The organism is Dysgonomonas sp. ZJ709 (assembly GCF_011039195.1).
In the GTDB taxonomy this organism is placed as follows: domain Bacteria; phylum Bacteroidota; class Bacteroidia; order Bacteroidales; family Dysgonomonadaceae; genus Dysgonomonas.
In genome coordinates this window covers 26,829-38,824 of sequence record NZ_JAAKEM010000017.1, presented here as the reverse complement: position 1 = coordinate 38,824, position 11,996 = coordinate 26,829, and the positions used below count along the sequence as shown (strand labels likewise).

The window sequence follows — 11,996 nt, the reverse complement described above, 5'->3', positions numbered from 1 at the left end:
CAAGATGAAAAGTAAATTATATTATATAACAGCAGTCGTTTGTCTATTGCTAACTTCCGGCTGCTCTGATTTTTTGAATGAATCAGACCCTAACAGTATTCCTTCCAACCGCTTTTATGAAACGGAAGCCGATGTAAAAATGGGTGCAAACGGTGCTTATGCTGCCCTGCGTGGAGACGGTTATTATAAGAATATGTACCTCTATACCGAGGTGCGTTCCGATAATACCACACAGCAAGATCCCGGTGCTAACAGCGGTGTTTTATATCAGTTCTCTAATTTTACATTAATGACCGATAATTCATATGTAAAGACACATTGGGCTGACTTATATAAATGTGTTACACGCACTAATGTAGTTTTAGAATCTGCTACACAGGTTCCGTTCCAAAATGAATCTGACAGGAACAGGGTAATTGCCGAGATGCACTTTTTAAGGGCATTGACCTATACACATCTGGTATTTCAATTCGGAGATGTGCCTATAGTTACAAAACCATTACGCACGAAAGATGAGATATGGGCACATACTCAAAGAAACCCGAAATCCGATGTGTATAACTTGATTGTTTCCGATTTGAATGTCGTTTTGCAAAGCGAACTGCCAAACATTCAGATAGGTAATAAAGTTGGCAGAGCATCCAAAGCAGCCGCTAACGGGCTGTTGGGTAAAGTATATCTGATGAAAGCCGCCGATCCTGATTTTGCTTCCGATAGACAAGCCAGTTTAACGGCTGCCAAACAATACCTTGAAGCGGCGTGGGCTCTTAAACCTTTTTCAGCACTCAAAGATATAGACTATGCCGATGTATTTGACAAGGACAAGCAAGCTACCTGTTCAGAAATACTTTTTCAGGTAATGTACCAAAGCGGCAGCTCCGACCTGTCATCTAATTTTAATTATATATTTCAACCTATAGCTATGACCGGACTTACTTCTGTCAGATCGGGTACGGGTAACAATATTCCGACAAATGATATGATGGGCGAATATGAACCATTGGATGCAAGGAAGGATATTTCATCGGGGGTATCAGGTGGTGTAAATTTTACAAGAAAATATACCGATTTGGATGATCCCAATGGATTCGGAGGTAATAAATGGGTTATACTCCGATATGCAGACATTGCCTTGATGCTCTCAGAAGTCAAAATGCACCTTGCAGAAGCTGATGCTGTCAATTACCTGAATATGGTAAGGGACAGAGCCGGAATGCCGAATTATACAGGTTCAAATCTGAAAGAAGCTATTCGTCACGAACGCAGAGTTGAATTCGCTTTTGAAGGCCAACGGTGGTATGATCTGCTTCGCTTGTATACGAAAGACGAGTTGATTACTTTCTTTCATGATAAAGGTTACACTAACTTCTCTGAAAAGGATTTTTTACTTCCTATTCCTTACGATGAGCATAAACTGGATACAGAGAGGATGTACCAGAATCCGGGATATAATTAAAAGATTAAATATATAAGTTATGAAAGATATACTTATCAGGTACTTAATTGTATTTCTGTTGTTCACTTTCAGTTCGTGTGGCAGTGATCCCCAAGAGGGAGAAGACACGCAAGCATTATCTGTAAACATAGAATTAAGTAACAGCTATCCGGCAACAGGAGAAATTGTTGAATTAAATGTTATTGCTACAGCAGGTATACTGACCTCAGTAGAATGTAACTGGGGGGATGGTATTATCACACAAGAAAGTAAACCTGCCCACCAATATAGCCAAAACGGAACATTTACTGTTACCATTAAAGCGACAGGCAATAATGGTAATCCGGTTACACAAACTAAAACGGTAAAAGTGGAAGGCATCGGACTGACAAAATCGATAAAAGACTTTGATCATAGTAAACTCTGGATTATGTCTCACAGAGGCAATACCGCAAATGACCGTATACCCGAAAACTCGATGGCTGCTATTGAAACTTGTTTGTCTAACCTCGAATCTATTGATATGATCGAGGTTGATCCCCGATTAACCAAAGACGGAGTGATGGTACTGATGCACGATGAAACCGTAAACCGTACCACCAATGGTACGGGTAAGGTGTCAGATCTGAATTATGACCAGATAAAGCAATTAAATCTCAAGTTAGCTGATGGGACTGTCACCGAACATACCGTACCGACTTTACAGGATGTGATGTTGAAAGTACGGGGCAAGGTATTTCTGAATCTTGATTTTATAGATAAGGTTTCTCCCAAAGAGATTTATGAACTTGTCCGAAATAACGGAATGCTCGATAGGGTACTGTTTACGGTAGGAACAAAAAAAGATGTGCTGGTTAATATGCTAGGCTATAATAGAACCATCCATATTTTAGGTCAACATTCCGATGATGGCGATGACGATTTTCTCTCTACTGCCGGAGGCGGAAACAGGATCAATTTTGCATACGTAACCCCTACCAAGGCTCTAAATACCGGATATATACCCTTACTCTATACTAAAGGCTTTATTCCGTCAACCAATATGCTCAATCAGGGAGGATATTCCTATGATGCACAGATGATGAAAGGCGATTATGCCGGAGTCGATCTGATTATCGCAAAGAAAGCTTTGTTTATTCAAACCGACAATGCTCCTGTATTGCATGCGTATTTAAAATCAAAAGGAAAACGATAACGATTAGATAAAAATAAGTATGAAAAAATATATAATAAATCCGCTATTACTGTTGATGATGGTAATTGTAGCATCATCCTGCACCGATGAAAAATCGGAAACTGATCTGGGTATTATTCCACAGGCAGCGTTCACAACTGATAAAGAAAATTATTCGCTTGGAGAAACAGTCTACCTCTTTGACAAGACTCCGGATGATACCAACGTAACTACCTATTACTGGCATTTTGGGTTTGAGGGAGCCGGAAGTTATTCAACCGATAAGAATACTTCCATTACCTATCCCAAAGCAGGGACATATACGATCAGACTGACAACAAGTAATAAAGAGGGCGGATATAAAACATCCGAAAAACAGATAACCATATTACCTGTCAATCTGCTTCCTTTAGCTGACTTTTCATTCAATCCTACAGTCAGTATAATTGGTTCTGAGGTTGTATTTAAAGATTTGTCAACAGACCAAGACGGTGAAATTGCTTCGTGGTTATGGGATTTCGGAGATGGAAAGACATCTGCCGAGCAAAATCCGAAGCATACCTATGCTAATGCCGGTTTTATAAAGATTAAACTGACTGTTACCGATGACAGGGGCGAGTCGGCAGTACGTGAAAAAACCATCTATGTGAGGGCTTCACTTACTCCCGGAAACTTTCAGGTGCTTTGGACTCAAACCTTTGAAACATCCTCAACTCTTCGTTCTGTATCTCCGGCTGTGGGGGATAACGGGGACATCTATGTAACTTCAAACAAACTGAAATTACATTCCTATTCTCCCATTGGCATGCTTAACTGGTCTTTCGATTTAGCCAAAGACGGAGCTGTTGGCAATCAGGAAGGTTCTCCATCGGTTGATAGTGACGGAACAATATATATCGGTGTAGGACAAGGAACAGGCAACACCAATGCTTATCTGTACGCTGTCAATGCGGACGGATCAGAAAAATGGAATTTACAGATTGGAGTAGGTGCACGTGTGGCTTATACCTCACCTGTTATTTCGTCTGATGGAAACATTGCAATTGGCAACAGGGGTACAGGCGGTGCGGTTAAATTAGTGGACAGGAATAAGAACCTTGTATGGTCTGCTATTCCTTCCGGTGGTGTCGGAGGTGCTATCGCAGTGGCTAAAAACGGCACGATCTATTCGGGATCTACCGGAACAAACGGATTTGCTTCAATTTCCCCAACAGGGAAAATTTCATCTGATTATCTGGGTTCAGGCTACGGTGCTAATGGTACGTGCCCTGCCATTGACGAATCGGGTAATGTGTATCTTGTTCTTAACAATGGAAGTACCGGAACACTGGTTTCATATAACCAGTCGGGTGTTAAGAACTGGGAATACCCGGCTTCGGGTTCAATAACCCAGGGAGGTTCTGCTATTGGTACGGACGGCACAATTTATATGGGTTCTCAAGATGGTACGTTTTACGCTATTAACAAAGGCGGTAGCCTTAAATGGACATATTTGAACGGGAGTTCCATTACATGCGTTCCGGCAATTGACTCCGAAGGTAATATCCATTTCACGGATGAAAGTGGCAATTATACCATTGTGGGTGCAAACGGAACAAAGAAAACACAGGTTAAACTCGGAACTAAAATCTGGTCTTCTCCGGTTATATCCGAATACGGTATTATCTATGTTACGGTAGAAGACGGTGGTGCATGTAAACTCATAGCCATCGATTATGGTATTCAGGGTCCTGCAAAATCGGCATGGGCACAACGAGGACAGAATGCCCGAAAAACATTCTTACAGAAATAATATATGCTAAAAAATAGCCTCCTTATTTTGCTTTTCAAGATTGAAAGGAGGCTATTACTATTTCTATAATTAAACAATGTAAAATGAAAATTTCAATGAAAAAACTATATATACTGCTCTTTGCCTTATGTGCTTTTTCTACCACCTATGCACAGGACAAAGCTGCTGAAATAAGAAACAAGTTAATGACAGGGGATCAGTCTTCGGTACTTGTCGTGGCCCATCGTGGTGACTGGCGCTTTGCTCCCGAAAACTCATTGCCGGCTATTGACAATGCCATCAAAATGGGTGTGGATATAGTAGAGATCGATATACAGAGGACTAAAGACGGTCACTTCATCCTGATGCACGATGCTAAATTAAACCGTACAACTACCGGAAAGGGAGATGTTTCAGCATGGATGCTGGACTCTATCCGTACCCTAAAACTTAAGAACGGATGCAATATAAAGACAAAAGAGGTAGTTCCCACACTTGAAGAAGCCTTACTTCATATCAAAGGAAAGATTCTAGTGAATCTGGACAAGGCAGACCGGTATTTCGATGAAATTTACCTGTTGCTGGAGAAGACAGGGACAACGAAACAGGTAATCATGAAAGGCAATAAGTCGGCTGAAGAAGTCAGAAAACAATTCGGTAAATATTTAGATGATGTGATTTATATGCCGATAGTCAAATTAGACAGCCAAGATGCAGAAGAGCAGATAGACCTTTTTGTAATCGATTTGAATCCGGTAGCATTTGAACTGCTGTATGAAAATGACTTCAACCCCTTACCTTTAAAAGTAAAAGAAAAGCTCAATGGTAAAGTACTTATCTGGTACAATACATTGTGGGACACGATGGCAGGAGGACATGATGATGATATGTCGCTGGATGATCCCGACAAAGGTTATGGCTACCTGATCGATACACTCGGTGCACGTATTCTCCAAACGGACAGGCCTGCTTATCTGATAGATTATTTAAGAAAGAGAGGTCTGCATGATTAAGAAGCTGGTCTCTTTTTTTTCTCCTTTGCCCCAAAATAAGGAGTTGGTAGACGATACAAAACGCTTAAAGAAACTGCAATGGTCATTTTTCTTGTCAGCTACATTAGGCTATGGCTTATATTACGTTTGCCGTCTAAGTATGAGTGTGGTAAAAAAGCCACTTGTGGATGGAGGTATATTAAGTGAAAGTGAACTGGGACTGGTGGGTTCAGCCTTGTTCTTTGCCTATGCGGCAGGTAAACTGATTAGTGGTTTCCTTGCTGATAGGGTGAACATCAAGCGGTTTATGGCTGTAGGCTTACTACTGTCTTCATTGATAAATATCACACTGGGTTTCTCACATTCGTTTTGGGTGTTCCTTATCCTATGGGGATTAAACGGTTTGGCTCAGAGTATGGGTGCTCCTTCAAGCGTTGTTGGTCTTTCCCGTTGGTTTCCAGATAAAGAACGTGGTTCTTACTATGGCTTCTGGAGTGCCAGCCATAATATCGGAGAGGCTATAACTTTTATCGCAACCGCTTTTGTGGTAAGTATAGCCGGCTGGCGTTGGGGATTTGAAGCGGCAGGTTTTGCAGGTCTGATAGGTGCTGTAATTATTATGCTGTTTATGCACGATAGCCCGACAAGTAAAGGACTAAAACCTGTAATGCCACCTAAAGAACTGAATAAATCGGTTGGTGCAACACAACGGGAAGTCTTGAAAAATCCGTTTATCTGGGTTCTGGCATTATCGAGTGCTTTAATGTATATCAGCCGCTATGCCGTCAATAGCTGGGGTATCTTCTTTCTGGAAAATGAAAAGTCATATACATCTGTTCAGGCAAGCAGTATTATTGCCGTTTCTTCGGTTTGTGGTATAATAGGCACTGTATTATCAGGGTTTATCTCGGATAAATTTTTCAAAGGGAACCGAAATGCACCGGCTTTGATATTCGGAATAGGAAATACCCTCTCGTTGAGTATGTTTGTCTTTGTTCCGCAAGGTTATTATATTATCGACATAATCAGTATGGTAATCTTTGGACTTTCCATCGGCGTCCTGATCTGTTTTCTGGGAGGGTTAATGGCTGTGGATATCGCTCCCAAAAGAGCATCCGGTGCGGCATTGGGAGTAGTCGGGATTGCCAGTTACATTGGAGCAGGCGTACAGGATATTATCAGCGGTTATCTGATCGGGGACGGTAAAACTATGACGGACGGTATCGCCGCTTACGATTTTTCTTCAATACGGTATTTCTGGATTGGTGCAGCGGCTTTATCCTTTATGTTATGTGCTACACTCTGGAAAGTGAAGAGAAAGGAGGAAGTATAAGCCGAATCAAAAAATCACAATGAAATTTCATTAATACGTCGTGAGGACGGACAATAAATAATAGTTTACAGTTTTAATTAAACACCAAAGGGGAAGTCAGACAGGCTTCCCCTTTTTTATGAAAAAGTTTTATTGTAATTGGCGACTGGCTTATAAACTTTTCTTTTATGTTTCTTACTAGTTATGTTATCGGTTAATTAAGTAAACAGTCACTCTGTCAATAATATAGATTCTGCATAAATGGCTGGCACGAGTCAATGGGAAATAGGTGCGGCTTTCATTTAATTTCAACCGGCTAAGCTATGAATAAGTTCTAATCGGATGCTACAAGGTCCAGCCCGTTGGGTTTTCTAAGAAAATTTTGCCGATAGGCATAAAATTTTAATAAAAAAACCTTGTAGATCCGGAACTTATCATGCTTTTGCCGCTGAAATTTAAAATGAAAGCCTATGGAGAAAGTATGATATAATAAGATGCAAAGTATATAGCATATTTTGTGGTTTTGAATAAGATCAAAACAAGCTGTCTACCAAGACTACTGGTAGTAAATTACTTATTTAAAAAGTACAAGGATCAAATTAAGATTAGGCAGGGTAGATAACCCTGCCATTCTAGATTATAGCCGTATATGTAAATTAATAAATTAAACTGAATTAACATGAAAACGAAAATAACAAAAGAATTAAAAAGTCGCTTGCTTCACGCAGCATCCAATGGTAGTATTATAGCAAGGGATATTCTTACAGAATTGAGAAAAAATACAGATGTTTCTCAAATAATCAGAGGAACAGCCAACTACTTTGGAACCAAACGAAAAAAAGAATCATATACTAATTACAATAAAATACGGATAACTTTTACTGTTTGCACAAAAAATTTAGTGCATCCTAATTTTCCGGATAAGGATAATCCCCAAGCACCCTGGTTTCCGGAAAACAGAGAAGAAATAGAGGTCAGTACTTTCGTCGGTTATTTTAAGAACCTACCTGAATACGACTCGGAAGCCCTAGCCTATTTTGGTAATTGTATTTGTGTCAATAGTAAGATTCATGTCAGGTTGTATGACAAAATGAGCGATATTGTAGAAGCGTATACAGCGGATAATTACTCGAATATTGCCCAGACAGGTGAAAGTTCGCTTCATGGTTCATGCATGAGGCATGAAGATACAGCACGTAATGCCGCCGACTTCTATCACAACTTAGCAGGAGCTAAGATTATTGTCGCTAAAGATTCAGCCAATAATATACTTGGTAGAGCTATTTTCTGGCCACAAGTTATTCTCTCAAATCCGGAAAAAGAAATAAAAATCTCTGTTCTTGACAGGGTTTACTTCTCACATACTTTTATAATCAATCTTATTTACGATTATGCAAAAAGCCAGGGTGCTCATTTGCGTAAACTCAAAAATGATTTCGATTCTCCACAGGAATTAATTGTCTTGAATGTTATTGAATCGTTTGGATTATCTGAAGGTACAAAGATCGAAGATTTACATATGTATATAAGAGCTTTAGCTTCCAGGTGGTATAAGAATGGAGCCCCTTACATGGATACATTCTATAATGTAGCGGTGGATAAGGAGGGATTCATCTTGTTATCCAACAAAAAAATAGACGGACACATTGCCGAATGCAGAAAAACGGATGGTTTAGCCGGAAGGAATAGACATATTTGTCCTCATTGCCGTGAAATACACAACAACTCGCATGATTTGTGTGAAAAATGTTATTCTGAATTATATAAATCGACAAAATTCGGTCATGTAATGAATTGTAAAATAGTTACATATAAAAATGAAACATATCCTTCGGTATTATTCAAACGAGGGCGTCCTACTGCAAATTTCAACCTCTATATGCAGGTTGAGAAGCTTTATAAATGATTGTTTTGAATATAATAAAATTAATTAATCAGTAATTATATCCAAATTATGAAACTATTAGAACAATTATATAAAATATCCTCGCCGTCTCGTCAAGAAAAAGTTATGATTAAGTTCATTTTAAAACAATTAAACCGGATGGGTGTAAAATATACTATCGATAAGTCTGGAAATATATATGCTACAAAAGGAATATCTGGTACTTATCCGTGTATAGTTTCTCATACGGATGAAGTTCATCGAACACATCCTAAAGGTTTTCAGATACTAACAGTTGCTGAAAATCTGATTTTCGGATACGATCCTAACAGCAGGCAGCATGTGGGAATTGGAGCAGATGATAAAAATGGAATATGGATTTGCCTGAAATGCCTGGAGGAGTTTGATGTACTTAAATGTGCTTTCTTTGTATCGGAGGAAATAGGTTGTATTGGAAGTTCTGTTGCAGATATGTTATTCTTTTCTGATTGCCGTTTTGTTTTACAATGCGACCGAAGAGGCTACAGTGATATAGTTACCAAAGCAAATATGACAGAGCTGTGTTCGAGAAATTTTTTACAGGATGTCTGTGCAATCAATTTTGGGTATAAAGAAGTCGATGGAATGCTCACAGATGTGGTAATGCTCAAAGATAAGGGTTTGAATATTTCCTGTGTAAATATCTCCTGTGGTTATTACTATCCCCACAGTGAACATGAATTTACCAATATAAAAGATCTGATCAGATGTTTGGATCTGGTCAAATACATTATAGTTAATTGCAGGAGAGTATATAAACATGAAAAAGTATCCAGAAAACAGTTTAATTTGGGAATCCCTTCTAGCAGAAGTTATTTTTTTGGTTTAAGAAGAGAACCGGATAGAAGAACTAACTCGTTTGTCGTAGAATATGATAATATGCAGGATGAATTGGCAGCACTTTTAAGATACCACCGGGAACTTACCATTGACGAAATAATGAACAGAATCGGTATAAAATATCCTCAAATGACAGTTCGGGAATATGAAAATGCTTATCTTGAAATAACGGGCAGTTTACCCTCAAAATCATTTTCTAAACATTCTGATGAATCCAAATAATATCTCAACAATCGGTGTTATTCTTCTCCCGTAGTGTGGTGGAGGTATTTCTGAGAACACAGCGTTTTATTAACAAGTATCAAGATTTTCACCTAGAATAATAGAATACCTCAATATTTAAAATTGTTGAGGTATTCTTTACTTATATAAACTTATTGATGTCAAACTTTTTCAGACTTTCAGATACTACAGATGGTTCACCTTCAGATCTCTTTCTTTCCATAATTTGCTTTGCCTTATAGGTACACTCATCTTGTGTCATATAGAAGTCGTACATCGTAGTACCTATAATGTTATACAATACATCTGCTGCCTTATTTTCCTCTTGAGGTGTCGGGTTTAATTTTTTTAGTGTATTGTATGTTTCAGATAGCTGTTCAATTGATACACCGGAGGACTGTTCCTCTGGCATGTAATTGCCTTGAATTGCAATTCGTTCGGCTTCTTCCTCTTCAATCTCCTGTTTTAATGATTCATCGATTTGATTCAAATAGTCATCCGGGTTCAAATCCGGTTCCTCTTCATAGTCGGCAGGTTCTATAATCATATCCAAAGGCTCACTCTTAAAAGGTTCTATCTCTCTCATTTTAGGTGCTTCTTTGATAAATTCAGTTTTAGTCTGCCCCACAATACTTGAATTATTTACTACTACAGGATCTAATTTAGGGAGCTTTTTAGAGCCCACTACTAATTCCGACTGCTTTTTCCACTTGTATAGTTTTATATATAATAAGCGTTTCAGTTTATTTGCATAGTGCCAGCTATAAGAAAATATCCAGAATCCGATAAAGAATATACCTTTACCCGCTAAAAGAATTAGCTTAAGGATTTGTAGAAGAAGAGTCAATATTCTGATCGTAATTATTTTCATCATGTTTCAATTTATTTATAGTTATCTATAAAAGTGCGTCGCAGATCCATTATGTCCTCTTCGTAACATTCAAAATGCTGGGCAAGCACATTATTTATGAAATTTGAAATGCTTAATCCTTTTGAGGTAATAAGAAGCTTTTGGATATATTTATAGTTTGTTTCATCCAAGCGAACTGTCAATTGTTTAAAAGGAGTACTTACTGGTTTGCCTAGAAACGTTTCCTCATAAGATTCCTTACTCTTTTTGCGTTTTGAATTTCTTACAATCTCATCAGGCTCTGCATTCTCAATAGCGGTTTTACCCGGACTACCTTTTTCTTTTGGTTCTGTATCGGCTATCTGTTTTTTCTCCTTTTTAGCTGGCTCTTCAATTTTGTTCTGATTTTCAGGGTTCTCGTCAAGAAATATGATGTCATTTACCGGATCAGCTTTCATAGGTATGTCACCTGCCATCATTTTTTTTAATTTTTCTTCATCCACCTGTATTTTGCGTCTATTATTCATGGCTTACAATTTTATGATGTTTGATATTTCTTTGATAAGCTTGTCTATATTACTCCTTCTGAGTTGCCTTGCATCCGGAGGGAAAAGAGTGGATCTAAATACCGCAGTACGATAAATAGACAATTCCTTATTGTACTTTTTGGTATCAGGTAATTCAGTTTTCAATAATGGTATATTCGCATCTACTAGTATTTCTTTGAAATCAGCATATAATTCTGTGTGTTCTCTCTTATCTACTTTATTCCAGAATGCGTAATATTTTTTCAAGCTGATTTTGTCTGAATAGGCATTTATATATTCCTTCAGGAGAAGCATAAATGCTAAACTGCTCTGTAGTATTCTTTTATCTGCAATTACGGGTATAAAGACAAAATTCATGGTTAGTAAGACATTGAGTATGCCTGGATTATTGACTGTACCGGGTAAATCAAAAAAGATTACATCGATTTTACTTTCTGAACTCTTAATAAGATTAATAGCTTCCTCCAAAGCATTGTCAGTAGTTGCCTTAATAATTGGGTATGCTTTCTTATCATACTTATCAAATTGCTTAGTCAATGCTACTTGGAGATCCTGACTTTGATAAATTGTTTTTCTGTCGTCTTCCCTCATATTGAAAATAGAATATTGAGGATAATCGCAATCGATCACAGCAACATTCTTTTTTTTTGTAAGATGTAAATAACTAGCAATCAATGTTGATATAACAGACTTGCCAACACCACCTTTTTGATTACTGATTGAAATAAATAACGTTTCCTTTTTCATGATTTTAATTTTATTGATTTATACTATTTTATTAGTTCTTGGAATCACCCACTCACCGCACGAATCACCGCACCACTGCACGCACCACCGCACGCACCACTCAACCACCGCACCACTGCACGAACCACTCAACCACTGCACGCACCACCGCACGAACTACCGCACCACTCAACCACTGCAC

At 38.4% G+C, this 11,996-nt stretch carries 10 protein-coding genes; 7 read left to right on the top strand and 3 right to left on the bottom strand.

Annotation, left to right across the window (positions count from 1 at the left end):
* The first annotated feature begins 4 nt into the window (after positions 1–4).
* From G7Y56_RS12200 to G7Y56_RS12170, 7 genes are all read left to right on the top strand, one after another.
* Positions 5–1,456 (top strand): RagB/SusD family nutrient uptake outer membrane protein, encoded by a 1,452-nt coding sequence (locus G7Y56_RS12200; RefSeq protein WP_165043820.1) that lies wholly within the window; start codon positions 5–7, stop codon positions 1,454–1,456.
* Between the two features lie 19 nt (positions 1,457–1,475).
* On the top strand, positions 1,476–2,630 hold the full coding sequence (locus G7Y56_RS12195) for a glycerophosphodiester phosphodiesterase family protein (RefSeq protein ID WP_165043817.1): 1,155 nt from the start codon (positions 1,476–1,478) through the stop codon (positions 2,628–2,630).
* 19 nt (positions 2,631–2,649) lie between these two features.
* The gene (locus G7Y56_RS12190) at positions 2,650–4,401 is read left to right on the top strand and encodes a PKD domain-containing protein (protein WP_165043815.1); all 1,752 of its coding nucleotides are present in this window, start codon (positions 2,650–2,652) and stop codon (positions 4,399–4,401) included.
* 95 nt (positions 4,402–4,496) lie between these two features.
* On the top strand, positions 4,497–5,393 hold the full coding sequence (locus G7Y56_RS12185; RefSeq protein WP_165043813.1) for a glycerophosphodiester phosphodiesterase family protein: 897 nt from the start codon (positions 4,497–4,499) through the stop codon (positions 5,391–5,393).
* Complete coding sequence (locus tag G7Y56_RS12180) at positions 5,386–6,705, top strand: MFS transporter (RefSeq protein WP_165043811.1); 1,320 nt, start codon at positions 5,386–5,388, stop codon at positions 6,703–6,705. Before G7Y56_RS12185 ends, G7Y56_RS12180 begins: the two co-directional genes overlap by 8 nt.
* A 658-nt stretch (positions 6,706–7,363) precedes the next feature.
* The gene (locus G7Y56_RS12175; RefSeq protein ID WP_165043809.1) at positions 7,364–8,590 is read left to right on the top strand and encodes a hypothetical protein; all 1,227 of its coding nucleotides are present in this window, start codon (positions 7,364–7,366) and stop codon (positions 8,588–8,590) included.
* A gap of 48 nt (positions 8,591–8,638) precedes the next feature.
* On the top strand, positions 8,639–9,670 hold the full coding sequence (locus G7Y56_RS12170) for a hypothetical protein (protein ID WP_185153998.1): 1,032 nt from the start codon (positions 8,639–8,641) through the stop codon (positions 9,668–9,670).
* Between the two features lie 142 nt (positions 9,671–9,812).
* On the opposite strand, the gene G7Y56_RS12165 is transcribed toward G7Y56_RS12170, so the two are convergent.
* Genes G7Y56_RS12165 through G7Y56_RS12155 form a run of 3 tightly spaced genes read right to left on the bottom strand, consistent with a single transcriptional unit; the run spans position 9,813 to position 11,815 of the window.
* Positions 9,813–10,544 carry a hypothetical protein gene (locus tag G7Y56_RS12165; RefSeq protein WP_165043807.1) on the bottom strand — a complete coding sequence of 244 codons (732 nt, stop codon included), beginning with the start codon at positions 10,542–10,544 and terminating at the stop codon, positions 9,813–9,815.
* A gap of 8 nt (positions 10,545–10,552) precedes the next feature.
* Positions 10,553–11,047 carry a DUF3408 domain-containing protein gene (locus G7Y56_RS12160; protein WP_165043805.1) on the bottom strand — a complete coding sequence of 165 codons (495 nt, stop codon included), beginning with the start codon at positions 11,045–11,047 and terminating at the stop codon, positions 10,553–10,555.
* 3 nt (positions 11,048–11,050) lie between these two features.
* Positions 11,051–11,815, bottom strand: a complete 765-nt coding sequence (locus G7Y56_RS12155) for a ParA family protein (protein ID WP_165043803.1) — start codon at positions 11,813–11,815, stop codon at positions 11,051–11,053.
* Positions 11,816–11,996 lie beyond the last annotated feature (181 nt).

What these genes read in the sequence shown, in the direction of transcription:
- G7Y56_RS12200 (WP_165043820.1), top strand. Translation starts at nt 5, where the DNA reads ATGAAAAGTAAATTATATTATATAACAGCAGTCGTTTGTCTATTGCTA.
- G7Y56_RS12195 (WP_165043817.1), top strand. Translation starts at nt 1,476, where the DNA reads ATGAAAGATATACTTATCAGGTACTTAATTGTATTTCTGTTGTTCACT.
- G7Y56_RS12190 (WP_165043815.1), top strand. Translation starts at nt 2,650, where the DNA reads ATGAAAAAATATATAATAAATCCGCTATTACTGTTGATGATGGTAATT.
- G7Y56_RS12185 (WP_165043813.1), top strand. Translation starts at nt 4,497, where the DNA reads ATGAAAAAACTATATATACTGCTCTTTGCCTTATGTGCTTTTTCTACC.
- G7Y56_RS12180 (WP_165043811.1), top strand. Translation starts at nt 5,386, where the DNA reads ATGATTAAGAAGCTGGTCTCTTTTTTTTCTCCTTTGCCCCAAAATAAG.
- G7Y56_RS12175 (WP_165043809.1), top strand. Translation starts at nt 7,364, where the DNA reads ATGAAAACGAAAATAACAAAAGAATTAAAAAGTCGCTTGCTTCACGCA.
- G7Y56_RS12170 (WP_185153998.1), top strand. Translation starts at nt 8,639, where the DNA reads ATGAAACTATTAGAACAATTATATAAAATATCCTCGCCGTCTCGTCAA.
- G7Y56_RS12165 (WP_165043807.1), bottom strand. Translation starts at nt 10,544, where the DNA reads ATGATGAAAATAATTACGATCAGAATATTGACTCTTCTTCTACAAATC.
- G7Y56_RS12160 (WP_165043805.1), bottom strand. Translation starts at nt 11,047, where the DNA reads ATGAATAATAGACGCAAAATACAGGTGGATGAAGAAAAATTAAAAAAA.
- G7Y56_RS12155 (WP_165043803.1), bottom strand. Translation starts at nt 11,815, where the DNA reads ATGAAAAAGGAAACGTTATTTATTTCAATCAGTAATCAAAAAGGTGGT.